Source organism: Curtobacterium sp. SP.BCo (assembly GCF_051903265.1).
In the GTDB taxonomy this organism is placed as follows: Bacteria; Actinomycetota; Actinomycetes; order Actinomycetales; family Microbacteriaceae; genus Curtobacterium.
This window is the reverse complement of sequence record NZ_CP194337.1, coordinates 3,197,343-3,222,042: the sequence shown is the minus strand read 5'-3', so window position 1 is coordinate 3,222,042 and position 24,700 is coordinate 3,197,343. Positions and strand designations below refer to the sequence as shown.

Here is a 24,700-nt window from a genome sequence, read left to right as displayed (position 1 = left end):
CGTGAGCAGAAATCGTCGGGTGCTCCGGGCCTCCTCGGCGTTTTCTGCTCACGAAGTGCGCCAGCGTCCGCCCACGCCCCGTGCGCCCGTGCGCCCTTGCCATCCGCCCGATTGCCCGGGCACGGGCATCGTGCCCGCGCCCGGATTTCGTGCCCAACCCCCGCGCACCGTGCTCCGAGCCGCTCGCACGTCGCTTCGTGAGCAGAAATCGTCGGGTGCTCCGGGCCTCCTCGACGTTTTGTGCTCACGAAGTGGCCCGCGACCGCGACCGCGACCGCGACCGCGACCGCGACCTCGACCGCGACCGCGACCGCACGCCGCGACCGCGCCCGCACGCCGGACGCGCCGGACGCGCCGGACGCGCCGGACGCGCCGGACGCGCCGGACGCGCCGGACGCGCCGGACGCGCCGGACGCGCCGGACGCGCCGGACGCGCCGGACGCGCCCAGCGTCGAGGGGCAGACTGGCCGGAACGGACCGCGCCCCGGGGAGACCCGGCCGCACGTCGAGCACAACGGGGCGCACGACGCGAGAGGAGCACCATGACCGACACAGAGGCAGACCAGCGGGCAGCCATCTCGGACATCGTCCACGGAGCCCACACGGCCCTGCTGACGACCGTGAGCGAGGACGGCCACCTGCACGCCCGCCCGCTCGCCGTGCAGGACAAGGCGTTCCACGGCACGCTCCGGTTCCTCGTGCAGGACGGCAGCGAGAAGGTCGAGGACATCGCCAGGAACCCGCACGTGAACGTCGCGATCGAGTCGCAGGGCGGGTACCTGTCGATCGCCGGCACCGCGACGGTCACCCAGGACGGCACGGTCATCGACGAGCTGTGGTCGCCGTTCGCCGAGGCCTGGTTCCCGGACGGCCGGGACGACCCGAGCATCCGTGTGCTGACGGTCGAGGGCGAGTCGGTCGAGTACTGGACGCAGGACACCGGCCCGGTGGGCACGCTCGTGCAGACGCTGAAGGCCGCGATCGGGAAGCAGAGCCAGCCGGACACCGGCGACCACGGCACCGTCGAGCTCTAGCGAGCGCTGCTCGGCCCGTGCGTCACGGCGGGCCGAGCAGCCACAGCACCGCGACGAGCACGGGCTGCCCGAGCACGGCGCAGACCACGAGGGTCCAGCGCATCCACGGTTTCGCGACGAGTTCGGGTGACCCGAAGAGCGGCGCGAGCGGCATCAGGAGCCGAGGCGTCGACGCCATCGGCAGCGACACCGCGAAGATGTACAGCGCGTACGCGGCCGAGAACACCACGGTCGTGAACCCCAGGCGACGGGTGGAACTGCGGAGCAGCCACACCGGGTACGCCACGAGCAGGAACACGACGATGAGGACCCCGCCGACACCGAGCCACCGCGCGGCGATGAGGAACCACGGCGTCAGCGGCGTGAAGTCGACCCGCCCGATGAAGTTCACCCACCAGGACATCTCGGTCTCGAGGTAGGCGTTCGGTGCACCGGTCGCGTGCGCGGCGATGAGCGGCCACGCGAAGCCGGCGGCGACCATGACCACGCCGGCGGCGACGACCCGCACACGCTCGGCGATCGGGAACGCGTCGAGCGACCGGACCCCGGTGTTCCGTCGTGCACCGATCCACCGCACCAGCGCGACGACGCCGAGCACGAGCGGGATCGCGAGCGCACCGGGACGGGTGAATGCGGCGACCACGGCGAGGGCGGTCAGCAGCCCGTACCGCCGACGCTCGAGCGCGAGGAGCGCGCCGAAGGTGAGCGCGAGGAACATGCTCTCCGCGTAGCCGACCTGCAGCAGGAACGACAGCGGCCCGCACGTGAAGAAGAACACCGCCCACATGGCCGCCGCGGACCCGGCACGGTCGCGGACGAGCCGGTGCAGCAGGTAGGTGGCGACGAGCCCGGCGAGCAGCGCGATCGCCGGCGCTCCGACGTCGAACGGTACCCCCGTCGACACCGTCAGCATGCGGATGGTGAACGGGAACGCCGGCAGGAACGCCCACGCGTTCTGCGCGACGTTGCCCGCGGCGTCGAGCGGGAGCGTCGTCGGGTAGCCGTGCACCGAGATCTGCTCGTAGTACTGGCCGTCCCATGCCGTCAGGAAGTTGAGGAAGCCGTGGCCGTTGCCCCAGATCGCGTTCTCCGGCAGGGCCCGCCCGATGAGCGGGTACGCCAGCGCCAGCCAGAAGGTCGACACGATGCGCCCACCGGTCCAGACCAGCAGCACGGCGGCCCACGCGGGCAGGCTGGTGGCGAGGTCGAGCAGCCGACGACGGCCGCTCGCGATCGACTCCGTCAGGGTCCCGTCCAGTCGACTCACCGCGGCACTCCGCGATGTCCGGGCATGGCAGGGGGCACGGTACGAGCGTAGACGGGTGCGGCTGGTGGATCCCACACAGTGTCGTCCTGCAGGCACCGGTCGTTCCAGGGGCACGGGTCGACCTGGAGGCACGGCGAGCGTTGTGCAGGACGGAACGGCGCCGGCGCGCGGCCGGTCCCACCGCGGCGCGCGCGCCTAGCCTGGGTGCACGTCCGCAGCGGGATCGTTCCGATCCCGAGCGACCCGACCGACAGCACCGACCGACAGCACCGACCGAGAGCACCGAGGAGCACCGTGCCGAACAAGACCGCCATCGTGACCGACAACGCCCCGAAGCCCGCCGGCCCCTACAGCCAGGGCATCGTCGCCAACGGCTTCCTGTACACCGCCGGCTTCGGCCCGCAGGACCCGGCCACCGGTGCGGTCGCGGACGACGTCGCCGGGCAGACCGCCCAGGTGCTGGCGAACATCGCCGCGGTCCTCGCCGAGCACGGCGCGACGCTCGACGACGTCGTGAAGTCGACCGTGCACCTCGAACACTCCGACCGTGACTTCCCGGCCTTCAACGAGGAGTACGCCAAGCACTTCTCGCAGCCGTACCCGGTGCGGACGACCGTGCAGTCACACCTGGCGAACATCCTCGTCGAGATCGACGTGGTCGCGGTGCTGCCGACCGCGGAGTGACCGACGCACCCCGTCGTGTTCGCTGAGTGAAGCCTCACCGACCCCCGGAGTCGACCCCGTCCCGACGGAGCCCGGCCCCGGGGGTCGCGTGCGTCAGGGCACCGACGGACAGCACCGGGACCCCGGCGACGAACACGTCGTCGATGCCGCTCGCCAGCTCCGTCGGGCGCGAGTAGGTCGACCCGGCCTCGACCCCGGCGGGATCGACGACGACGAGGTCAGCGGCGGCTCCCGGGCGGACCGTGCCGCGGTCGCCGATCCGGTAGCGCTCGACGGCCGTGGTGGACAGGTGCCGTACGGTCTCCGACCAGTCGAGGCGACCGGGGACCGTGTACTCGGCCAGGTACCGCGCGAAGGTGCCGTGGGCCCTCGGGTGCGGGTGGGTCCCGACGAAGATGCCGTCCGACCCGGCGGTGTGGCCCGGGAGCCGGAACAGCGGCGTGAGCTCGTCCGCGGTCCGCGGGTGGGGGACCCGCATGACGACGGTCACCTGCAGCGCGGAGTCCACGAGGACGTCGAGCGCGAGGTCGACCGGGTCGGTGCCGGTGGCCTCCGCCGCTTCGGCGAGGGTGCGGCCCTGCAGTGCGTGGAACTCCGCGGCGGGGACGTGCGAGAGCGTGATCTGGTCGGCCCAGCCGGTCCCGAGGTCCGCACGGCCGAGCACCCGCTCGAGGACGGCCCCACGGACCCGGTGTCGTCCGGATTCGTCGGCGAGGGCTCGGGCGAGGTCGTCGGTGCCGGGCCGGGCGAGCTCGGCGGGGAGCAGCAGCATCGACAGGATCGTGCACCCGCGGGAGTACGGGTACGTGTCGAACGACATCGGTGCCCCGGCGTGCGCGAGCTCGGCGAGCGCGGTCACGGCGAGGTCGACCGGCGCGTGCAGGTGCGACACGTGGGCCCGGACGCCGGAGGCCCGCACGATCTCGGCGATCTCCTCGAGCCCGGTGCGGGCGTTCCCCTCGTACCCGCCGCGCATGTGCGAGACGTAGAGCCCGTCGACCGCGGCGACCTCGGCGCACAGCGCGGCGAGCTCTGCGGTGTCCGCGTACAGCCCCGGCACGTAGTCGAGTCCCGTGGCGAGCCCGGTCGCACCCACGGCGAGGCCCTGTCGCACCACCGCGGCCATGGCGTCGAGCTCGGCCGCCGTCGCGGGTCGGTCATCGTCCCCGATGACCTCGTGCCGGACCGTGCCGGCGGGCACCAACGTCGCCACGTTGACCGGAGTGGTGCCGTCGTACGTCGCGAGCAGCGCTCCGACGCCCCCGCCGTCGTAGCGCGGGTGCGGACCGTCGATCGCCGCGAAGTACCGGTCGGCGTAGGAGCCGTCGCCCGGAGCCGGCCCGACGCCGTCCTGTCCGGTGACGATCGTCGTCACGCCCTGTCGGAGCAACCCGAGCTGGACGGCTTCGTCGAACACGAGCGACCCGGCGTGCGAGTGCGCGTCGACGAACCCCGGGAGCACGAGGCGCTCGCCGCAGTCGACCGTGGTGGTGCCGGCCGGGACGTCGAGGTCGGTGCCGACGGCGGCGATCCGTCCGTCGGCGACGAGGACGTCCGCGCGCACCGGGCCGGCGGCGCCGACGACGCTGCCGCCGCGCAGCAGGAACGGTGCCGTGTCGGTCACCGGGCGAGCCCCGCCACGAGCCGCTCGGCGCGGGTCCGGAGGGCGTCGAGGTCGCCGCTGGTGAGCGCGTCGCCGACGAGTGGCGAGCCGAGGCCGACCGCGACAGCACCCGCTGCCAGGTAGTGGGCCGCGTCGTCCACGCCGATGCCGCCCGTCGGGATGACGTCCACGAAGTCGAGCGGCGCGAGGACCTGCTTGAGGAACGCCGGCCCGCCGAGCTGCGCCGCCGGGAAGACCTTCACTGCACGGGCGCCGAGTTGCCAGGCGCGGACGATCTCGGTCGGGGTGGCGGCGCCCGGGTACCAGCCGAGGCCGCGCTCGTGTGCGCGCGCACCGATGTCGGCGTCCAGGTGCGGGCTGACCGCGAAGACCGCTCCGGCAGCCGCGGCCTCGTCGAGCTGTCGTGGCTCGAGCACCGTGCCGACGCCGATCGACGCAGCGGTGCCGTACCGCTCGGTGGCCCAGGCGATGCCCTCCCGCCAGCGTGGCGTGTTCGTCGTGATCTCGATCGCCCGCACGCCGGCGTCGACGAGGGTGGCGACGACGTCCTCGACGTGCTCGCCGGTCCCGCCGCGGAGGATCGCGATCGCCGGACCGGCGGCGTGCCGGTGCCGGACCGGGGCGGCGGTGTCCGTGCCGGCGGCGTCCGTGCTGGTGGTGTTCGTCATGTGCTCGTTCCTCGTGTGGTCAGCGGTCGACACGGTCGTGGACGGCGTGGTCGACGTCCGACGGGATCGTGGGGTCGTGCAGGGCGGCCGGGTCCGGGCGGCGCCAGTCGCTCTCGACGGTGCAGGCGAGCGCACCGGCGTCCGCGGCGCGGTCGAGGGCCTCGTCCGGGGTCGCGCCGGCGAGCGACGCCGCCAGCCAGCCCGCGACGAAGGCGTCGCCGGCGCCGACCGGGTCGACAACGCGGACCGGGGTCGCCGGACGCCGCAGGAACCGGCCGTCGACCGAAGCCACGGCCCCGCGGGACCCGAGCTTCACGACGGCGCGGCCCCGGCCCAGCGCCGCCAGGTCGTGCGCGAGGGACTCGTCGTCGCCCTCGTCGTCGGCCAGCCCGAGGACGAGCCGGGCTTCGTCGTCACCCGCGAACACGACGGCCGCGCGACCCGCCACGGCACGGTAGTGCTGCCGGGCCGTGTCCGCGTCGATGAGCTTCGGCCGGTGGTTGACGTCGAACGACACGGGGACCCCGGCGACGTCGGCTCGGTCGAGCGCCGCCTCGACGGTCTCCCGTGCGGAGTCGGAGAGCGCGAGGGTGATCCCGGTGACGTGCAACAGCGCGGCGGTCTCGACGATGCTCGCCGGCAGGTCGGACCAGCGGAGCGCCGATCCGGCCGATCCTCGGCGGTGGTACGTCACCCGGGTGCGTCCGTCGACCAGGCGCTCCTTCATCATGATGCCGGTGGAGTGGTCCGGGTCCGGCACCGCGACGACGTCGACGCCCTCGCCCCGGACGTCCCGGGTGACGCGGTCGCCGGCGGGGTCGGTGCCGACACGGCCGAGCCAGGTGGTCGGGACGCCCGCGCGGACGAGCCCGATCGCGACGTTGCTCTCGGCGCCGCCGGTGTCGACCCGCATGTGCTCGAGGTCCGGGACGGCACCGGTGTCGCCGCCGGTGAGGAGCAGCATCGTCTCGCCGAAGGTCAGCACGTGGCCGGTCGCGTCGTGCGCGCTCACCGGGTGCCCTTCGCCAGGGCGAGCTGCGCCGAGGACGACCCCAGCGCGACGGAGATCTCGAGCGCGGTCCGGACGACGCCGTCGCCGAGCTCACGAACCGCGGCGGCGGGGAAGCGCGACGCCAGGCCGGAGATGCTCATCGCGCCGACGACCTGGTTCGCGTGGTCGAGCACGGGAGCCGCCACGCAGCGGATGTCCGGCTCGTTCTCGCGGTCGTCGATGCCGTAGCCCCGCCCGTGCGTCCGGTCGATCTCCGCGCGCCAGCGGTCGTCGTCGGTGATCGAGTGCTCGGTCATCGCCGTCGCGGGTTCGGCCAGTACCCGGGCGAGCAACTCCGGCTCGCCGAACGCCACCATCGCCTTGCCGGACGCGGTGTTGCGCATCGGCAGCCGGTTGCCGATCCGGGAGCCCATCCGGACCGTCCCGCGCATCTCGACCTTGTCGACGTAGACGATGTCGGTGCCGTCCGGGACCACGAGGTGGCACGTGAGCCCGGTGCGCTCGGCGGTCCGACGGAGGAACGGTGCCGCGGCGGAGCGGAGGTCGATGCCCTCGAGGTAGCTCTGGCCGAGCAGCAGTGCGCCGAGTCCCAGGGTGAACCCGGCGTCGGGCGTGCGGCGGAGCAGGTCGTTCTCGACCATCGGGGCGGTCAGTCGCAGCACCGTGGACTTCGACGTGCCGAGCTCGGCCGCCAACGTCGTCAGGGACACGGAGGCGTCGCCGCTCCGGGTGCGGTCGGCGACGCAGTCGAGCAGTCGGAGCCCGCGCCGGAGCGAGAGCGCGGCGTTGCGCGCGGGGGCGTCGTCGGTGGCCGGCGCGACCGGCGTCGTGGCACGCATCAGAACCACGTCGCGATCGTGTCGAGCACGGTGTCGTCGTCGTCGAGCACGAGGACCTGACGCCACTTGTCGAACACCGTGCACGGGTGCGAGATGCCGAACACGACGACGTCGCCGGGCGTCAGCCCGGGCGACCCGTCCGCCAGCGCGAGGTAGCAGTGCTGGTCGTCGAGGCGGGTGACGGTGACCGCCCCGGGGGCCGGAGCGACGGCGGCGACGGTCGCCGTGCCTCCCGGTCGGATCCCGCGGACCACCGGCAGTCCCTCGTCGAAGGAGATGTCCCGCTTGCCGACCGCGACCAGGGCGAGCCCGGGTTCCGGGCACGAGGTGACGCGTCCCCACACCTCGATCGCGGGGACCAGTGCGCCCGCTTCCGGGTGCCGGCGGAACGGCGTCCGTTCCGCGTAGAAGCCGTCGTCGTGGGTCAGGTACGCGCCGGACCGGAGCAGCACGTCGACGTCGGCGGGACGACCGGCGACGGCCTCCGCGACGCCGTCGAACCAGGCGCTGCCGCCCATGCTGAAGAGCGCGCGGGGTGCGTCGACGAGGTGCCGGACCGCTGCGGCGACGCCGAGGACACCGTCGACGTAGGCGCGTGCGGCGTCGACGTCGGGCAGGCCGCCCTCGTACCCGGACACCCCACGGAGCGAGAGCCCCGCGTCGTGCGCCCGCTGCGCGACGTCGTGCGCTGCCGCCTCGTCGCGCGCTCCCGTGCGTCCGCCGGGGAACCCGACCTCGACGAGCACGTGCAGGTCGCCGGCGACGGCGTCCTGCGCCGCACGGGCGGCGGCGATCCCGGCGGGGGAGTCGACGTAGCAGAGGACGTCGGCGTCGGCGTCGACGGCCCGTCGGGAGGCCAGCCAGGCGAGCCCGGTCGGGTCGAGCACCTCGTTCGCCACGAGGATGCGGTGCACCCCGTGCTCCCACGCGACCATCGCCTGCTGGACGGACGCCACCGTCACGCCCCAGGCACCGGCGTCGACCTGGCGCTCGGCGAGGGCCGGTGCCATGTGCGTCTTCATGTGCGGCGCGAAGAGCAGCCCGTGCCGCTCGACGTACGCCTGCATCACCGCGGTGTTGTTCGCCACGGCGGACTCGCGCAGCGTCATCACGGGCAGGTGCGCGTGGTCGAGGACGTGGCGGGTCGCCGGGGCAGCCGGGTCGGGCGCGCCCTTCGTCGTGACCGTGCCGGGTGTGGTCGTCATCGAACCTCCTGTGCGTCGTGCGGTCCCCCCACGGTCCCGGTGGCGGGTGCGACGGGGCAACGTCGCCCCACCCCGCATTCTGCAGTGCAAAACCGGGCAGGGCATAGCATTCGTCGTGACATGACGACGACGATGACGACACGACGACGGGGGAGCACGGCGGTGGCCGTGCTCGTCGCGGGCACCTTCTTCATGGAGCTCCTCGACGGGACGATCCTCGCCACCGCGGCCCCGGCGATGGGGCGCGACCTCGGTGTCGACTCGGCCGCGGTCGGCGTGGCGATCACCGCCTACCTGGTGACGCTCGCGGTGTTCATCCCGGTCAGCGGCTGGCTCACCGACCGGATCGGCTCCCGCACGGTCTTCACGGGCGCGATCGCGCTGTTCACGGTCGCCTCGGCGCTGTGCGCGCTGTCCACCGGACTGGTCGACCTGACGCTGTGGCGCATCCTGCAGGGACTCGGCGGGGCGCTGATGGTCCCGGTCGGGCGGCTCGTGGTGCTCCGGAGCGCCGGCCGCGAGCAGCTCGTGACCGCGATCGCGATCCTCACCTGGCCGGCCCTCGCGGCACCGATCATCGCGCCGTTCGTCGGGGGCGTGCTCGTCGACACCCTGTCGTGGCACTGGATCTTCCTCATCAACATCCCGCTCGGGGTGATCGCGTTCGTCGCCGCCCTCGTGCTCGTGCCGCAGGAGCGCGCCGCCGAGCGGGTGCCGTTCGACTGGTTCGGTTCGCTGCTCGCCTGCTTCGGCCTCGGGTCGCTCGTCGTGATGGCGTCGCTGCTCGCCCTCGACACGATCCCGGTCCTCGCGGTCGTGGTCTCCGGCGTGGTCGGGGCGGTGTGCTGCTGGTTCGCCGTGCGGCACTTCCGTCGCGCCCCGCACCCGATCATGGGGCTCGAGTCGTTCCGGCTCGAGACGTTCCGGGTGTCGCACGCCGGCGGCAGCCTGTTCCGGCTCGCGGTCTCGGCGGTGCCGTTCGTGCTGCCCCTGCTCTTCCAGGACGCGTGGGGCTGGAGCGCCGTGCTCGCGGGCTCCGCCGTGCTCTGGGTGTTCGTCGGCAACCTCGGCATCAAGCCCATGACCACCCCGTTCCTGCGCTGGTTCGGGTACCGCCCGGTGATCATCGTGTCGAGCGCCGTCGCCGCCCTGAGCGTCATCGCGATGGTGTTCATGACCGAGGACACCCCGTTCTGGCTCCTCGCCGTGCTCCTCGTGGTGAGCGGTGCCGCGCGGTCGGTCGGGTTCACGGCGTACAACACCATCGCCTTCGCGGACGTCGAGCAGGCGGACATGACCCCGGCGAACACGTTGTCGTCGACCCTGCAGCAGACCGCGGCGGGCTTCGGCGTCGCCGTCGCCGCCGTCGTCATCCGGGCAGCCGCCGGACTGGGTGGCTCCGGTCCGTACGACGCCGCGTTCTGGGTCATCGCGGTGCTGCTCGTGGTCGCCTGCCTGGAGGGCGTCCTGATGAGCCGCACCGCCGGCGAGACCGTCCGGCCCGCCCGCCGCGTCCGGGTCTGACGGCGTCGTCGTCCGTTTTCGACACGGTCACACGCACGAAACCCGCACCGCGCTACAGTCTCAGCAACTGTCCGCGACAGCCGAGTACGGTTGCCCGCGGCAGGGTGACCGGAAACACCCGGAACAGGAAGGCAGCATGGCCGCGCCAGAGCAGCAGGGCACGATCGCAGCCGAGACGGCCGTGGAACCGACCGAGCTGCGCGTCGTCAGCTACAACCTCCGAGAGCACACCGCGAACGGCGAGCTCGCCGCCCTGGCAGAGGCCTCGCAGGCCGACGTCATCTGCGTGCAGGAGTGCGACAGCAACGACCTCGCACCCACCGTCGCCGGACTCTCGCTCGCCGCGTCGACCAAGGGCAACCGTCTCGGGCTCGCGATCTACAAGCGGGACGACCGCTTCGAGGTCGAGGACTTCACCATCCACTCGCTGCAGAAGTCGCTGCACGACCGCGTCCTCGCACCCGCGCACGAGCGGCTCATCGCGATGCACCTGCGCGACACCGAGGCCGACGCCGAGGTCATCGTCGCGTCCTTCCACGCCTCGCCCCTGACCGCCACGAACTCCCTGCGCCGCAAGCAGATCGAGGCCGCGCACCAGTTCGTGCGCGACCTCTCGACCGAGGCCCCCGCGGTCATGGTCGGCGACTTCAACTACCCGTGGTTCCAGACGAACCTGCGCCGGAAGATCGAGCAGCACGGCTTCGCGCTGTCGCTCTCCGACCAGCCGACGTACCTGCGCTACCGCAAGTTCACCGGGCACTTCGACTTCGCGACCAGTGTCGGCCTGCACATCGCGGGCGTGGAGACCCTGCCCGCGGGCATCTCCGACCACCGGCCGATCCTGGTCCGCGCGCACTACGAGCACCCCGGCGCCACGGGTTCCGTCGCGACGACCGAGGCCCCGGCCGCCTGACGGCCCGTCGCGTCGACCACCGGGGCCGAGATCGCACTTCGGCGGCCGGTCACGGGGCGGACGTGCGCTGGAGTGCGATCTCGGCCCAGCGGACGGACGGGAGGCGCGGTGCCAGCCGGCACCGCGCCTCCCGTCCGTGGGGTGGTCGCGTCAGCGACGCAGCGTCGCCCGCGCCAGCCGGTTGCCGATGAACTGGCCGACCTGGACGATGACGACGATCGCCGCCACCGAGACGTAGACGACCCACCAGTCGTAGCGCTGCGACCCGTACACCGTCGCGTACTCGCCCAGCCCGCCGCCACCGATCAGCGCACCCTGCGCCGTCATGTCGACGATGCCGATGTAGATGAAGGTGTAGCCGAGGATCAGCGGGCCGAGGCCCTCGGGGATGAGCACGGTGAGCAGGATCGACACCGGGTGCGCGCCGGACGCTCGTGCGGCCTCGACGACACCGGGGTCCACCGACAGCAGGTTCTGCTCGACGATCCGCGCCACCGCGAACGACGCCGCGAGCGAGATCGCGAACGTCACCGCCGGCACCCCGATCGTGGTCTGCACGACCACCCGGGACAACGGGGCGATCGCGGCGAGGAAGATCACGAACGGGATCGGACGGACCAGGTTCACGACCACGTTGAGGATCGTGTAGCCGGTTCGGCTGCCGAGCAGGTTGCCCGGCCGGGTGGCGTACAGCGCGAGGCCGAGCGCCAGGCCGATGATCCCGGCGATCACGAGGGAGACCAGCGACATCACGATGGTGTCGCGGATCGACGACAGGAAGACGTCGAACGTGTCGATCACGCTCTGGAACGAGTTGTTCACGCTGCTGCCTCCTCGTCGGTCGTGACGCCGTCGGCTCGCAGTGCGGCGACGGCACGGTCGATCGCCGTACCGTCACCGGCGGCGCTCAGCTCGTAGGTGAGCGAGCCGATCCGGCGCTCCCGGATCTCCCCGACCCCGCCGTAGACGAGCTCGGCGGTGACGCCGGCCTCGCGGAACGCCCCGTCGATGCGGTTCTGCAGGCCGACCTCGTCGGTGATCTGCACGGTGACCAACCGGCCCGGGTGCCGCTCGCGCAGTCGGGCGAGCGTCTCGGGGGAGGGACGGTCGTGCAGCGCCGTGCGGACGAAGCGCTGCGCGGCGTCGGTCTGCGGCGTGGAGAACACGTCGTAGACGTCACCGACCTCGACCACGCGGCCCTGTTCCATCACGGCCACCCGGTCGGCGATCTGCCGGACGGCGTCCATCTCGTGCGTGATGACGATGATGGTGAGCCCGAGCTCCCGGTTCACCCGACGGAGGAGCGCGAGCACCTCCGAGGTGGTCTCCGGGTCGAGCGCGCTGGTGGCCTCGTCGGCGAGCAGCAGGTCGGGGTTCGAGGCGAGCGCACGGGCGATTCCGACGCGCTGCTTCTGCCCGCCGGACAGCTGCTCCGGGTAGGCGTACGCCCGGTCGAGCAGGCCGACGAAGTCGAGCAGCTCCGCCACCCGACGGTTCCGTTCCTCCTTCGGGACGCCGGCGACCTTGAGCGGGTACGCCACGTTGCCGGCGATGGTGCGGGAGCGGAACAGGTTGAACTGCTGGAAGATCATCCCGATGCGCCGCCGCGCGAGTCGACGGTCCTTCTCCGGGATCGCGGTCAACTCCTGCCCGGCCACCGTCACGGACCCGGAGGACGGCAGTTCCAGGGCGTTCACGAGGCGGACCAGTGTGGACTTGCCGGCACCGGAGTACCCGATGACGCCGAGGACCTCTCCCTGGTGCACGTCCAGGGAGACGTCCTCGACGGCCACCACGGTCTCGCCGGTGTCGGCGCGGCGGTAGTGCTTCGAGACGCCGCGGAGTTCGACGAGGACCGGCACTACTGCTTGGCCGCCTTCGCGTCCTGCTCGACCTGGGCGAGCTCGTCCTGCAGGGACGAGGCGCTCTCGTCACGGCTGACGGCCTCGGGCAGGTCCTTCTTGAAGGCCTTCTGCACGGCGGAGTCCTGGAACAGCTTCGCGAGGGCGAGGTACGTCGCGTTGTCCTTGTCGGCCTTGCGGACCGCGAAGACGTTCACGTACGGCGCCGCGCTGGCGCTCGACGGGTCGTCCTGGTAGATCGCGTCCGAGATCGGCAGGCCGGCGGCCGTGGCGTAGTTGTTGTTGACGACCGCTGCGGCGACCGAACCCTGCTGCAGGGCGTTCGCGGTCTGCGAGGCGTTGAGCGGCTGGACGTCGACCTTCGACGACACGATGTCGCTCGTCGTCGAGAACGCCGATCCGCCGTCGCGGAGCGTGACGAGCTTCGCCGACTGCAGGATCAGCAGCGCGCGCGCCTGGTTGATCGAGTCGTCCGGGATCGCGACCTTCGCACCCTCCGGCAGGGCGGACGGCTTGTCGTACTTCGTCGCGTAGAGCGGCAGCGGGTAGACGGCAGTCGAGCCGATCGGCTGCAGGTCGTCGTCGGACGTGACGTTGTAGTCCGCGAGGTACTGGATGTGCTGGAACTGGTTGAGGTCCAGCTGCTTGTCCTTGAGCGCCGGGTTCGGCAGTGAGTAGTCGGCGAAGTTGGTCAGCTTCACGGTGACGTTCAACTTCGACTTCGCGAGCTTCGTGTAGGTGCTCCAGTAGTCGAGCGACTTGTCCGCGACACCGATCGTGACGGTCTTCGGCGAACCACCGGCTGCTGCGCCGTCGTCCCCGCTGGAGCGGACGGCCCCGACGATGAGGGCGACGACGATCGCGACGACGACCACCGCGGCGGCGACGATCCAGCCGATCGGGCGCTTGCCCTTCGGCTTCTCGGGCAGTGCGGGTGCTGCGGACATGGGGGTGCTCCTCGTGGGCAGTGCTGTGGGGGGTCCGCGGTGGTCCGCGGTGGCGACCGCGGGTCCGCGGCGCCGACCGCGGTGCTCCGCGGCGGTGACCGCGGTGGTCCGCGGCGTGCAGTCGAGTGTGACGGGCCGCCGGGGTGGGTGCGAGTTCGGTTCCGCCGTGTTACATCCACGCGCGGTTGACTGGGCCGGTGCGGAGCATCGAACTCGTCCTGGAGCCCTCGTCCGACGCGGCTGTCCGGACCGCGTGGGCAGCACTCGTCGACGCCGGTCTGCCGAGCCTCGGACGGCACCCGTCGCCGTCGAATGCCCCGCACGTGACGCTCGCCGCCGGGCCGACCCTGCCGGTGCCGTCGACCCTCGGCGTGCCGGTGCCGGAGACACTGCTGCTCGGCGGCGTGCTGCTCTTCCCCGCTGGCCCCGGTCGGTCCGTCCTCGTGCGGGCGGTCGTGCTGGACCCGGCGCTCGCCGCGCTCCACGAGGCCGTGCACCGCGTCGCACCGGGAGCGGTCGACACGAGCCTGCCCGGGCGGTGGTCCCCGCACGTCTCGTTCGCCCGCCGGGTGCGCGACGAGGACCTGCCCCGCGCCGTCGCGGCGCTGCGCGACGTCCCGTTGCCGCCGACCCTCGAGGTCGCCGGGGTCCGGCACTGGGACGGCGGCACGCGGACGGTGACCGCGGTCGGCTGAACCGGGTCAGACCCCGAGGACCCGCTCGCCGAAGGCGGACGCGAACGTCCGGTCGGGATCGGCTGCGGTCACGAGGTCGCGGAAGGCCTGGAGGCGCGGGTACAGCGCGTCGACCGCCTCGCCGCCGAGGGAACTCATCTTCCCCCAGTGCGGACGGCCGTCGAACGGGGCCAGGCGCGCTTCGAGGTCGGGCAGGAGCGCCGCGACCTCGGCGGGGTACTTCTTCCACGTGAACGCGATGCAGAGGACGTCCTCGCCCTGCGTCGGGCTCAGCCAGAACGGGTCGCCAGCCATCGTCCGGAGCTCGCAGACGTGCAGGTGCGGCTGGATCCGGTCGGCGAGCCCCCGGACCGCCTCGAGCGCGGCCGCCGCGTGCCGGAGCGGGACGAAGTGCTCGCTCTGCACCTCGGAGCCGTGGCTCGGGACCGACTCGATCGGGAAGTGCGGTAGGCGGTCCCACCACGGCCCGACCGAACCGTCCCTGGCGGTGTGGTGGCCGTCGCCGGCCGAACCGGGCAGCTTCGGCGCCCCGACGAGCGACTCCGGGACCGCGACGTCGTCGGCACCCTCGGGTACGCGCGACTTCAGGAGCACCTCGCTGATCTCGTCCCCGAACACCGTGTACGAGCACACCGAGTACGCGGCGGCGTGCACCTCGGCGACGTGCGCCGTGAAGGTGTCCCAGGGGATCGGACCGTAGGAGTCCTGCCGCATCCGGTAGGTCGGCTCGGCGTCGAGGGTCACCCGGGTGACGATGCCGAGCAGTCCGAGGTGCAGCACCGCCCCGTCGAAGGCCGGGTCGTCGCGCGTGACCGTGCGGGGCGTCCCGTCGGGTCCGAGCACCTCGAACGACCGGACGGCGGTGCTGAGCGACCCGAGCGTGGTGCCGGAGCCGTGCGTACCGGTGGCGATCGCGCCGCCGATGGAGATGTGGGGGAGGGAGCCGAGGTTGTGCAGGCCGAGACCCGCCCGGTGGACCTCCGGCGCGACGGCCCCGTACCGGGTCCCGGCGCCCATCGTCACGGTGCGCCGTTCGGTGTCGACGTCCAGGTCCGTCGGGATCCCGGTGAGGTCGAGCAGCACCCCGGGGGCGTCGGCGGAGTCGTTGAACGAGTGCCGCGTGCCGAGTCCGTGCACCCGGTGTTCGCGAGCGACGATCGCGGCGGCCTCGTCGATCGAGGACGGGCGGAGGACCCGCTCGGCCGTGTAGGTGACCGTGCCGGACCAGTTCAGCTCGCTCGTCGTCGACCGCATGCCGCCCACGATGCCACGTGCGGCGCCGCTCGGCCCCCGGGTCGCCGCCGTCCGGTCAGTGCATCGAGGGAGCGGGGGCGCCCTCGGGCATGCTCGGACGCCGGACCATCGCGGAGGTCGCGATGCCGAACAGGGAGATGACCGCACCGACGAGGAACGCCGTCTTCACACCCGAGGCGGTGGCCTCGGCCAGACCGTCCGCACCGCTGCCGGCGACGGCGGTCGAGGCGCCGATCGTGAGGAGCGTGACGAACAGGGCGGTGCCCGCAGCCCCGGCCAGCTGCTGCGCCGTGCCGAGCACCGCGCTGCCGTGCGAGTACAGCTTCGGGGGCAGCCCGCCGAGCGCCGCGGTGAAGAGCGGCGTGAACGTCAGGGCGAGCCCGATGCTCAGGACGACGTGCGCGCCGAGGACGAACCACACGCTCGTGCCGGTGCCGACCGTGGACAGCGCCCAGAGCACGGCGCTGACGATGATCGACCCGGGGATGAGCAGCACGCGCGGGCCGCGGCGGTCGTAGATGCGACCGACGATCGGCGACAGGAGACCCATCAGCAGGCCGCCCGGGAGCAGCAGGAGTCCGACCTGGAGCACCTCGAGCCCGAGCACGCGCTCGAGGTAGATCGGCAGCAGGATGAGCGTGCCGAACATCGCCATGAAGCTCAGGGCCATCGCGACGATCGGGATCGTGAAGCCCTTCGTCCGGAACGTCCGCAGGTCGAGCAGGGCGCTGTCGGTGCGCTGCAGACGAGTCTGGCGGACGATGAACAGCGCGAGCGCGACGGCGCCGACGACGAGCGCGGCCACCGGGACGACCGGACCGGTGGTGGCGATCTCGCCGATGCTGGACAGGCCGTAGACGATGCCGCCGAACGCGAAGGCGGACAGCACGACCGAGAAGACGTCGAGCGGTGCCCTGCGCGGCGTGGAGACGTCCGCCACCTTCACCATGCCGAGCACCAGCGCGGCCAGGGCGATCGGCAGGACGAAGCCGAACAGCCACCGCCACGAGAACGCGTTGAGGATCAGGCCCGAGATCGTCGGGCCGATGGCCGGCGCCACGGAGATCACGATCGAGATGTTGCCCATCACCCGACCGCGGTGAGCGGGCTCGACGAGCGTGAGCACCGTGGTCATCAGCAGCGGCATCATGATCGCCGTCCCGCTCGCCTGCACGATGCGCCCGACCAGCAGCATGCCGAACCCTCCGGCCAGCAGCGCGATGAGGGTCCCCGCGGAGAACAGGCTCATCGCCCAGACGAACACCGGCCGGGTGTTGAAGCGCTGCAGGAGGAACCCGGTGATCGGGATGACGACGGCCATGGTGAGCAGGAACCCGGTCGTCAGCCACTGTCCGGTCGCGGCGCTGATGTCGAGGTCGTCCATGAGCCGGGGCAGGGCGACGCCCATGATCGTCTCGTTGAGGATCACCACGAACGCGGAGACGAGCAGCAGCCCGATCACGAGTCGGGTCTCACCGGGGGACGGCTGTGCGACGCTCCCGGTGCGGGGTGCGGAATCGACGACCTGGGACATGCGGGGCTCCTGGTGGATCACGACTGGTGGAACGAGGGAGCGCAGAGCGCGCAGACAGGGCAACCGCCTGAGTGGATTCGATTATTCCGCTCCGCACCGACATCCGCCCGGCAGCGTCCGGCTTCCGCGCGGTCGCGCCCACGCATCCACGCAGCAGCGCCGGTGCTCAGTGCAGCATCGCCGGTGCTCAGTGCAGGATCGCGAACCCCTCGCCGTCGCCGTGCGGCACGACCGACCGGCAGGCCACGTCGGTCACCGTCGCGGACGGTGGCCCCGTCCGGATGAACGTCATCAGGGCGTCGACCGCCGGTGCCGGCCCCTCCGCCTCGACCTCGACCGTCCCGTCGAACAGGTTCCGGGCGTACCCGGCGAGTTCGAGCCCGTCGGCCTTCCGTGCGGTCCAGTACCGGAAACCGACCCCCTGGACCGTCCCCGACACGACGGCGTGCATCCTCGTCACCGTTGTCATGCGGCTCAATGTAGGCGCGCGGTCGGACCGGGAGTTTTCGGCCCTGTTTCCGTCTCGTGAAACCCGGTGATAGTGTCATTGCAACCCGAACACTTCAAGTCAACATGACACAAACCAACGAACTCCACGAACCCACCGAGCCGGCCATCCGCGTCGCCGTCTCGACGGTCATCGTCGCGCTGCGCCCGCACCCCGACACCGGTGCCCCGGCGCTCTGGATGCCGCTCGTGCGCCGGGTGGCGGAACCGTTCGAGGGCGCCTGGGCGCTCCCCGGTGGCTGGGTGCGCCCGGACGAGGGGCTCGAGGACTCGGCGGCGGCCCGTCTCCGGGAGACGACGAACGTGCAGCCGCGCTACCTCGAGCAGCTCTACGCGTTCGGCGACGTCGACCGGTCCCCGACCCGGGTCGTGTCGATCGTGTACTGGGCCCTGGTGCACCCGGACGAGGCGAGCTTGGTGCCGGACGACTGGAACGTCCGGTGGTTCCTCGCGGACGAGCACCCGCCGCTCGCGTTCGACCACGACCGCATCGTCGAGTACGCCCTCTGGCGACTGCGCAACAAGATGTCGTACTCCCGGATCGCCCAGGCGTTCCTGGGGGGCCGGTTCACCCTCGCCGAACTCCGCGGGGTGTACGAGGCGGTGCTCGGGCGTGCGCTCGACCCCGCGAACTTCCGGCGGCAGGTCGAGAAGACCGACGCGATCCTGCCCACCGACGAGACCACGAGCGGGGGCCGGCACCGACCGGCCCGGTTGTACCGCTCGAACCCCGACCTGGCCTACGCGGACAACGGCCCGCTGCAGCAGGGCTCACGACCGCAGAACCGATAGGAACACCGCAGTGTCCATCGCAACCACCATCGAACTGATCTCCAACGGCCGGGCCGCGGGCAGCACGTGCACGCCCGACCTGGCGATGCCCACGTGGGACTTCGACGACCGGCCCGGGTACGGCCCCGGTTCCTCGATGTCCGACGTCATCCCCACGAGTGCGCCGCGGCAGGGTGTGCTCCCGGACGAGTACAAGCAGGCGCCGGTGGACGAACTGCACGAGCGCATCGAGCGGGCGAAGGCGACCCTGGGGGACCGGGTCGTCGTGCTCGGCCACTTCTACCAGCGCGACGAGGTCGTGCGGCACGCGGACTTCCTGGGCGACTCGTTCCAGCTCGCCAACGCCGCCCTGACCAAGCCGGACGCCGAGGCGATCGTGTTCTGCGGCGTCCACTTCATGGCGGAGACGGCCGACATCCTCGCCCGCGACGACCAGCGCGTCATCCTGCCGAACCTCGCCGCCGGCTGCTCGATGGCGGACATGGCCGACATCGACAGCGTCGAGGCCGCGTGGGCCGAGCTCACCGCGGTCTACGGCACCGAGCCGGACGCCGACGGTCGGGTGCCGATCATCCCCGTGACCTACATGAACTCCGCGGCCGACCTCAAGGCGTTCTGCGGGCGGAACGGCGGGATCGTCTGCACCTCGTCGAACGCGGCGACCGTCCTCGAGTGGGCGTTCGAGCGTGGGCAGCGCGTCCTGTTCTTCCCCGACCAGCACCTCGGCCGGAACACCGCGAAGGCCATGGGGATCAGCACCGACCGCATGCCGATGTGGAACCCGCGGAAGCCCCTGGGCGGCAACGACGCCGAGACCCTGCAGGACGCCGCGGTCGTGCTCTGGCACGGCTTCTGCTCGGTGCACCGCCGGTTCACGGTCGACCAGATCGAGCAGGCCCGGCGGGACCACCCCGGTGTCCAGGTCATCGTCCACCCGGAGTGCCCGATGGCCGTGGTCGACGCCGCCGACCACGCCGGCAGCACCGACCTCATCCGGAAGACCGTCGCGGCCGCGACCGAACCGACGACCTTCGCGATCGGCACCGAGATCAACATGGTGAACCGGTTGGCGGCCGAGTACCCGCAGCACACGATCTTCTGCCTCGACCCGGTGGTCTGCCCGTGCTCCACGATGTACCGGATCCACCCCGGGTACCTCGCGTGGGTGCTCGAGGCACTCGTCCGCGGCGAGGTGCTCAACGAGATCGTCGTCCCCGCCGAGGTGCAGGCCGACGCCCGGATCGCGCTCGAGCGGATGCTCGCCGAGAAGCCGCGGGCCTGACCGCCGGCCCGGCAGGGAGGACAGCACCGTGCACGTCGTCATCGTCGGCTCCGGCATCGCCGGGCTCACCGCAGCGATCCGTGCGAGCGCCCGCCACGACGTCACCCTGGTGACGAAGGGCGCCCTCGCCGACAGCGCGACCGCGTACGCCCAGGGCGGCGTCGCGGTCGCACTCGGCGCCGACGACTCCGCGTCGCTCCACCAGACGGACACGCACGTCGCGGCGGCCGGCAGTGCCGACGCCCGCGCCGTCGAGGTGCTCTGCACCGACGGACCCGCACGCGTGCGCGACCTGCTCGCCCTGGGGGTCCCGTTCGACCGGACGAGGGACCCGGCGAGCCTCGACCGCCACGGTGACGACCTGGCCCGCGGCCGCGAGGCGGCGCACGGCCGCTGGCGGGTCGTGCACGCGGACGGCGACGCGACGGGTGCGGCGATCGAGCGGACCCTGGTCGACGCCCTGCACCGTCGCCACGTCACCATCCTCGAACGCACCTGCCTCACCGACCTGGTCGTCCGTGACGGCGCGGTCGTCGGGGTCGACGTCCTCGACCTGCTCGGCGAACCGCGCCGGCTCGACGCGGACGCGGTCGTCCTGGCGTCCGGGGGAGCCGGCCACCTGTACCGCGAGACCACGAACCCGCTCGTCGCGACGGGGGACGGCGCGGCCGCCGCCTGGCGTGCCGGGGCCGTGCTCGCCGACCTGGAGTTCGTCCAGTTCCACCCGACCCGGCTCGCGGTCCCCGGCGGCGGGCTCGTGTCCGAGGCCGTCCGCGGCGAGGGCGCCGTGCTCCGCGACGCCCGCGGCCGACGCTTCATGACCGACGTGCACCCGGACGCCGAGCTCGCCCCGCGCGACGTCGTGGCGCGGGGGATCGCCGCGGCGGTGCGCGAGCAGGGCGGCGAGCCCGTCCTGCTCGACGCGTCCGGCCTCGACGACGGCTTCCTGGTCCGCCGCTTCCCCGGACTCACCCGCGCCACCCGTGCCGCCGGCTTCGACTGGACCCGCGAGGGCGTCCCCGTGTCGCCCGCGGCGCACTACTCGATGGGCGGCGTCGCCACCGACGCCGAGGGTCGGACGAGCCTGCCCGGCCTCCTCGCGATCGGCGAGGTGGCCTGCACCGGGGTGCACGGCGCCAACCGCCTCGCCTCGAACTCGCTCCTCGAGGGACTGGTCTTCGCGGTCCGCGCAGCGGACGCACTCGACGCGGCACGGCCCGACCGGCTGCGCCTCCGGGGGGACGCGTCCCTCCACGTCACCAGCGTCAGCAGCGCGGCCGACGCGATCCGTTCCTCCCGTCCGGTGCTGCCGGGAGGCGCGGATCGCCGCACCGACGCGACGGACGTCCGCCGGGTGGTCCAGTCCGTCATGACGGACCGCGTGGGCCTGCTCCGCGACGCGGCCGGGCTCGCGAGCGCGCGACGCGGACTCGCCGCGGTCGCCGTGCCCTGCCCGACCGGGGTGCACGACCACGAGGACCGCGCGCTGCTCGACCTCGCGCGCATCACCGCGCTCGCGGCCGAGACCCGCACCGAGTCGCGCGGCGCGCACGCCCGCACCGACCACCCTGACACCGACCCGTCCGCCCCCGCCTCGTACGCGTGGGTCGCACAGCACGCACCCGTCCCGCAGGAGGTACCCGCATGACCGTCGAGACCGCACCCGTCGACCCGGGCACCATCCCGCCGCACGCGCTGCGCCGGGTGATCGAGACCGCCCTCGAGGAGGACGCGCCCTGGGGCGACGTCACCAGCGAGACGCTGATCCCGGCCGACGCGACCGCGACCGCGACGCTCGCCGCGCGCGAACCCGGCGTCCTCAGCGGCGGCGGCGTGTTCGTCGCCGTGATGCACGCGGTCGACCCCGCGATCGTGGCGGAGCTGCACGTGTCCGACGGCTCCCGCTTCGGCGCCGGGGACGTCCTGGCGACCGTCACCGGGCCGGCGCGCGCCGTGCTCCGTGCCGAGCGGGTCGCGCTGAACCTGACGCAGCGGATGTCCGGCATCGCGACGGCGACCGCCGCGTACGTCGCCGCCGTGTCCGGGACACGTGCCCGGATCGTCGACACCCGGAAGACGACACCGGGGCTCCGTGCGCTCGAACGGTACGCGGTGCGCTGCGGCGGCGGGCACAACCACCGCACATCGCTGTCGGACGCCGTGCTCGCGAAGGACAACCACCTCGCGGTGCTGCTGTCGCGCGGGACCGCCGTCGAGGACGCGATCCGCTCGGCCCGCGAACGCCTCGGACACACCGTGCACCTGGAGGTCGAGGTGGACCGGATCGACCAGATCGAACCGGTCGTGCACGCCGGCGTCGACACGATCATGCTCGACAACTTCACGACCGCCGCACTGGTCGAGGGCGTCGCGATCGTCGACGGCCGAGCGCTCGTGGAGGCCTCCGGCGGGGTCTCCCTCGACACCGTCGCGGCGATCGCGGCGACGGGCGTCGACGTGGTCTCGGTCGGGGCGCTCACCCACTCCGCCCGGGCGTTGGACCTCGGGCTCGACATCGACGTCGAGGGCTGACCGGACCGTGTTCTACCTGGACCGAGCGGCGACGACCCCGGTGCGCCGCGAGGTCCTCGAGGCGATGTGGCCGTACCTCACCGGCACGTTCGGCAACCCCTCGTCGACGCACGGCGTGGGCGACGCGGCCGCCCGCGGCCTCGCCGACGCCCGCGCCACGGTCGCCCGGGCGCTCGGCTGCCGACCGGCCGAGGTCGTCTTCACCACCGGCGGCACCGAGGGCGCGAACACCGCGGTCAAAGGCATCGCGCTCGCCGCACCCCGGGGACGGCACGTCGTCACCAGTGCGATCGAGCACGAGGCGGTCCTCGAGAGCTGCCGGTACCTCGAACGGTTCCACGGCTTCGACGTCACCGTGCTCCCGGTCGACGCGGACGGGGTGGTCGACCCCCGGGTGCTGCGCGACGCACTCCGGCCGGACACGACGCTCGTGTCGATCGCGCACGCCGACAACGAGATCGGCACGGTGCAGGACGTGCCGGCGCTCGCCGCGGTCGCGCACGAGGTGGGCGCCCGCTTCCACACCGACGCGGTGCAGTCCGCGCCGTGGCTGCCGGTCGGGCTCGACGTGCTCGGTGTGGACGCCCTGTCGCTGTCCGGGCACAAGCTCGGCGCGCCGAAGGGCACGGGCGTGCTCGCGGTCCGCGCGGGCGTTCCGCTCGAACCGCTCGTGCACGGTGGCGGCCAGGAGCGCGGGCGACGTTCCGGCACCGAGGACGTGGCCGGGGCGGTGGCGGTCGCGACGGCGTTCGCCCTGGCGGCGGACCACCGGGCCACGGCGGCCGCCACCGCGTCCACGACCCGGGACGCCGTGCTCGACGGGGTGGTCGCGGCGGTGCCGGGAGCGTTCGTCACCGGATCGCGGACCGCGCGCCTGCCGGGGCACGCGTCGTTCTGCTTCCCGGGGGTGAACGGCGAGACGGTGCTGCTCGAGCTCGAGCAGCGTGACGTCGTGTCGTCGTCGGGCAGCGCCTGCGCGGCGGGGAGCACCGAGGCGTCGCACGTGCTCACGGCGCTCGGGCTGCCGGACGACGTCGCCCGCACCGCCCTGCGGTTGACGTTCGACGAGCTCCTGGCCGAGGCCGACGTGCCCGCGGTGGTCGGCGCGGTCGTGGCGTCGGTCGCAGCCGTCCGGGCGCTCGGCTGAACCGAACGGGGTGTACTAGACGTTCTACTCCATGAGTGGGGACGTGTCCCCCCTTTTGCGGACCGGAGAAGTGCGTCAGAGTACTCACATGGCAAACGCGATGACGACTCGGGTCCGGCAGGAGGACCACTTCCGGGCGGTCCAGCTCCTCCCGGCACCCGCGACGGTGATCGCGCTCGTCCTGGCCGCGCAGCACGACCTCGGTACCGCCCCGCTCGGGCTGATCGCCGTCGTCGGGGCACTCGCGACCATCGGGAGCGCCCTGCTCCCCATGGTCCGTCCCACGGCGATCCGACGGTCGATGCCCGCGCCGACCGAGACGGACCGGTACCGAGAGGACACCGAACACCCTTGAGGACCAGCACCGACGGGTCCGTCCCCCCGCGGACCCGTCGGTGCCACGACCGGACGCTGCCCCCTGAACGGCGTCCGGCGCGGGGCACGGCATCCCCCTGATCCGTCGTGCCCCGCCGTACCCCGTGACCCGTCGTGGATGCGGGCGTCGCTTCCCCTGTGCGACGCCGTCCCCTCCACCCACGACGGGTCACGGCCCGCACGCGGCCCGGTGGTCGGCGGGCCACCCGCTCGCTACCGTGGTGCCGTGCCCTCGTACCGTGTGACCCTCGCCGTCGGAGCACTCGTGCCCGGCACGACCCCCGACGCCGTGCTGCCCGAGGCCGCGCGGCTCGTCGCCGAGCTCACGGTCGTCGAGGCGCGGGACGTCCGGGTGCTCCGCGGCGTGCCCTGCGCCGTCGTGCGGTTCGAAGCACCCTCGGACGAGATCGCCGAGGCCGTCGCGTCGCACGCAGCCGACGGCCTCGTCGCCACCGCCGAGGTCCGTTCGGCCGTCGTCACCCGGCGCGACGGCTCCCGCTGGACGCCCCTGGGGTGACCGGCCAGACGTAGTCGAGGTCGTCCGGGACGTCCGGGAACAGCTCCCGGTAGTGCTCGGGCGCCTTCTGCACGAGCTTCGACCGGTGCGACCGGTGCACCGCCGGGTCGTCGTTCCAGGGCGGCATCGGGAAGTCGCCCCGTCGGTAGGCGTCGAGGTCCTCCGGCACGAGCCCGAGGTCCGCGAGCGTCTTCTCGAGACAGGTGTCCGCGTACCCGCGCTCCGTCCACACGCGGCACGTGGCGTCCTGGTAGGCCATCAGGGCCGGCCGGTACCCGCGCCACATCGCGGTGACCGGGTGATGCTGCCAGCCGTAGTCCGGCAGGGTCAGCGCGCGCATCACCTGCAGTGTCTCGACCCGCTGCTTGCCCAACCGCCGGTCGTCGAGGACCTCGGCCGACGCGCGGAACTCCGGGTACGGCAGGAACGTCTGCATGGCGAGGACCGTACGCGCGGGGGCTGGAACCCGACACATGTCGTCACACG

At 72.8% G+C, this 24,700-nt stretch carries 26 protein-coding genes; 13 read left to right on the top strand and 13 right to left on the bottom strand.

The window, feature by feature from the left end:
- Positions 1-240 precede the first annotated feature (240 nt).
- Entirely contained in the window at positions 241-546 is a 306-nt protein-coding gene (locus ACRQ4B_RS15220; protein ID WP_439692234.1) for a hypothetical protein, read from the top strand.
- Positions 543-1,034 carry a pyridoxamine 5'-phosphate oxidase family protein gene (locus ACRQ4B_RS15215; RefSeq protein ID WP_439692233.1) on the top strand — a complete coding sequence of 164 codons (492 nt, stop codon included), beginning with the start codon at positions 543-545 and terminating at the stop codon, positions 1,032-1,034. The genes ACRQ4B_RS15220 and ACRQ4B_RS15215 overlap by 4 nt, the downstream gene beginning before the upstream one ends.
- Positions 1,035-1,056: 22 nt before the next feature.
- On the opposite strand, the gene ACRQ4B_RS15210 is transcribed toward ACRQ4B_RS15215, so the two are convergent.
- Positions 1,057-2,301: a hypothetical protein gene (locus ACRQ4B_RS15210; RefSeq protein WP_439692232.1), complete on the bottom strand. Its 1,245-nt coding sequence runs from the start codon at positions 2,299-2,301 to the stop codon at positions 1,057-1,059.
- Between the two features lie 294 nt (positions 2,302-2,595).
- On the opposite strand from ACRQ4B_RS15210, the gene ACRQ4B_RS15205 reads away from it, so the two are divergent.
- Positions 2,596-2,985: a RidA family protein gene (locus ACRQ4B_RS15205; RefSeq protein ID WP_439692231.1), complete on the top strand. Its 390-nt coding sequence runs from the start codon at positions 2,596-2,598 to the stop codon at positions 2,983-2,985.
- 34 nt (positions 2,986-3,019) lie between these two features.
- Here the strand turns inward: ACRQ4B_RS15205 and ACRQ4B_RS15200 are convergent, their stop codons facing one another.
- Genes ACRQ4B_RS15200 through ACRQ4B_RS15180 form a run of 5 tightly spaced genes read right to left on the bottom strand, consistent with a single transcriptional unit; the run spans position 3,020 to position 8,333 of the window.
- Positions 3,020-4,609, bottom strand: coding sequence for an N-acyl-D-amino-acid deacylase family protein (locus tag ACRQ4B_RS15200; RefSeq protein ID WP_439692230.1), 1,590 nt, complete (start codon positions 4,607-4,609; stop codon positions 3,020-3,022).
- The gene (locus tag ACRQ4B_RS15195) at positions 4,606-5,277 is read right to left on the bottom strand and encodes a bifunctional 4-hydroxy-2-oxoglutarate aldolase/2-dehydro-3-deoxy-phosphogluconate aldolase (RefSeq protein ID WP_439692229.1); all 672 of its coding nucleotides are present in this window, start codon (positions 5,275-5,277) and stop codon (positions 4,606-4,608) included. Before ACRQ4B_RS15195 ends, ACRQ4B_RS15200 begins: the two co-directional genes overlap by 4 nt.
- Positions 5,278-5,296: 19 nt before the next feature.
- Positions 5,297-6,289, bottom strand: coding sequence for a sugar kinase (locus ACRQ4B_RS15190; protein ID WP_439692228.1), 993 nt, complete (start codon positions 6,287-6,289; stop codon positions 5,297-5,299).
- Positions 6,286-7,128, bottom strand: coding sequence for an IclR family transcriptional regulator (locus ACRQ4B_RS15185; RefSeq protein WP_439694416.1), 843 nt, complete (start codon positions 7,126-7,128; stop codon positions 6,286-6,288). The genes ACRQ4B_RS15190 and ACRQ4B_RS15185 overlap by 4 nt, the downstream gene beginning before the upstream one ends.
- Positions 7,128-8,333 (bottom strand): alanine racemase, encoded by a 1,206-nt coding sequence (locus tag ACRQ4B_RS15180; protein WP_439692227.1) that lies wholly within the window; start codon positions 8,331-8,333, stop codon positions 7,128-7,130. The genes ACRQ4B_RS15185 and ACRQ4B_RS15180 overlap by 1 nt, the downstream gene beginning before the upstream one ends.
- A 120-nt stretch (positions 8,334-8,453) precedes the next feature.
- Here ACRQ4B_RS15180 and ACRQ4B_RS15175 point away from each other — a divergent pair, with 120 nt between their 5' ends.
- Positions 8,454-9,857 carry an MFS transporter gene (locus tag ACRQ4B_RS15175; RefSeq protein ID WP_439692226.1) on the top strand — a complete coding sequence of 468 codons (1,404 nt, stop codon included), beginning with the start codon at positions 8,454-8,456 and terminating at the stop codon, positions 9,855-9,857.
- 136 nt (positions 9,858-9,993) lie between these two features.
- Entirely contained in the window at positions 9,994-10,770 is a 777-nt protein-coding gene (locus tag ACRQ4B_RS15170) for an endonuclease/exonuclease/phosphatase family protein (protein WP_439692225.1), read from the top strand.
- Positions 10,771-10,920: 150 nt separating this feature from the next.
- Here the strand turns inward: ACRQ4B_RS15170 and ACRQ4B_RS15165 are convergent, their stop codons facing one another.
- Genes ACRQ4B_RS15165 through ACRQ4B_RS15155 form a run of 3 tightly spaced genes read right to left on the bottom strand, consistent with a single transcriptional unit; the run spans position 10,921 to position 13,579 of the window.
- Positions 10,921-11,592 carry a methionine ABC transporter permease gene (locus ACRQ4B_RS15165; protein WP_439692224.1) on the bottom strand — a complete coding sequence of 224 codons (672 nt, stop codon included), beginning with the start codon at positions 11,590-11,592 and terminating at the stop codon, positions 10,921-10,923.
- Entirely contained in the window at positions 11,589-12,632 is a 1,044-nt protein-coding gene (locus ACRQ4B_RS15160; RefSeq protein ID WP_439692223.1) for a methionine ABC transporter ATP-binding protein, read from the bottom strand. Before ACRQ4B_RS15160 ends, ACRQ4B_RS15165 begins: the two co-directional genes overlap by 4 nt.
- Complete coding sequence (locus ACRQ4B_RS15155) at positions 12,632-13,579, bottom strand: MetQ/NlpA family ABC transporter substrate-binding protein (protein WP_439692222.1); 948 nt, start codon at positions 13,577-13,579, stop codon at positions 12,632-12,634. The genes ACRQ4B_RS15160 and ACRQ4B_RS15155 overlap by 1 nt, the downstream gene beginning before the upstream one ends.
- A 197-nt stretch (positions 13,580-13,776) precedes the next feature.
- Here ACRQ4B_RS15155 and ACRQ4B_RS15150 point away from each other — a divergent pair, with 197 nt between their 5' ends.
- Complete coding sequence (locus ACRQ4B_RS15150) at positions 13,777-14,274, top strand: 2'-5' RNA ligase family protein (RefSeq protein WP_439692221.1); 498 nt, start codon at positions 13,777-13,779, stop codon at positions 14,272-14,274.
- Positions 14,275-14,280: 6 nt separating this feature from the next.
- Here the strand turns inward: ACRQ4B_RS15150 and ACRQ4B_RS15145 are convergent, their stop codons facing one another.
- From ACRQ4B_RS15145 to ACRQ4B_RS15135, 3 genes are all read right to left on the bottom strand, one after another.
- A complete protein-coding gene (locus ACRQ4B_RS15145) occupies positions 14,281-15,528 on the bottom strand; it encodes an FAD-binding protein (RefSeq protein ID WP_439692220.1) in 1,248 nt (415 codons plus the stop codon).
- 55 nt (positions 15,529-15,583) lie between these two features.
- Positions 15,584-17,062 (bottom strand): MDR family MFS transporter, encoded by a 1,479-nt coding sequence (locus ACRQ4B_RS15140; protein WP_439692219.1) that lies wholly within the window; start codon positions 17,060-17,062, stop codon positions 15,584-15,586.
- Between the two features lie 187 nt (positions 17,063-17,249).
- Positions 17,250-17,531 (bottom strand): acylphosphatase, encoded by a 282-nt coding sequence (locus tag ACRQ4B_RS15135; RefSeq protein ID WP_439692218.1) that lies wholly within the window; start codon positions 17,529-17,531, stop codon positions 17,250-17,252.
- Positions 17,532-17,635: 104 nt separating this feature from the next.
- Between ACRQ4B_RS15135 and ACRQ4B_RS15130 the strand changes: the two genes are divergently transcribed.
- From ACRQ4B_RS15130 to ACRQ4B_RS15100, 7 genes are all read left to right on the top strand, one after another.
- Positions 17,636-18,361, top strand: a complete 726-nt coding sequence (locus ACRQ4B_RS15130; RefSeq protein ID WP_439692217.1) for an NUDIX hydrolase — start codon at positions 17,636-17,638, stop codon at positions 18,359-18,361.
- Positions 18,362-18,371: 10 nt separating this feature from the next.
- Entirely contained in the window at positions 18,372-19,643 is a 1,272-nt protein-coding gene (gene nadA / locus ACRQ4B_RS15125) for a quinolinate synthase NadA (RefSeq protein WP_439692216.1), read from the top strand.
- 28 nt (positions 19,644-19,671) lie between these two features.
- Positions 19,672-21,291, top strand: coding sequence for an L-aspartate oxidase (gene nadB, locus ACRQ4B_RS15120; protein ID WP_439692215.1), 1,620 nt, complete (start codon positions 19,672-19,674; stop codon positions 21,289-21,291).
- A complete protein-coding gene (gene nadC / locus ACRQ4B_RS15115) occupies positions 21,288-22,175 on the top strand; it encodes a carboxylating nicotinate-nucleotide diphosphorylase (protein ID WP_439692214.1) in 888 nt (295 codons plus the stop codon). Before nadB ends, nadC begins: the two co-directional genes overlap by 4 nt.
- 7 nt (positions 22,176-22,182) lie before the next feature.
- Complete coding sequence (locus tag ACRQ4B_RS15110) at positions 22,183-23,322, top strand: cysteine desulfurase family protein (protein ID WP_439692213.1); 1,140 nt, start codon at positions 22,183-22,185, stop codon at positions 23,320-23,322.
- An 88-nt stretch (positions 23,323-23,410) separates the two neighbouring features.
- On the top strand, positions 23,411-23,677 hold the full coding sequence (locus ACRQ4B_RS15105; RefSeq protein WP_439692212.1) for a hypothetical protein: 267 nt from the start codon (positions 23,411-23,413) through the stop codon (positions 23,675-23,677).
- Positions 23,678-23,923: 246 nt separating this feature from the next.
- Positions 23,924-24,214: a hypothetical protein gene (locus tag ACRQ4B_RS15100; RefSeq protein ID WP_439692211.1), complete on the top strand. Its 291-nt coding sequence runs from the start codon at positions 23,924-23,926 to the stop codon at positions 24,212-24,214.
- Here ACRQ4B_RS15100 and ACRQ4B_RS15095 read toward each other — a convergent pair.
- A complete protein-coding gene (locus ACRQ4B_RS15095) occupies positions 24,174-24,650 on the bottom strand; it encodes an MSMEG_6728 family protein (protein ID WP_439692210.1) in 477 nt (158 codons plus the stop codon). The genes ACRQ4B_RS15100 and ACRQ4B_RS15095 overlap by 41 nt on opposite strands.
- Between the last annotated feature and the right edge of the window lie 50 nt (positions 24,651-24,700).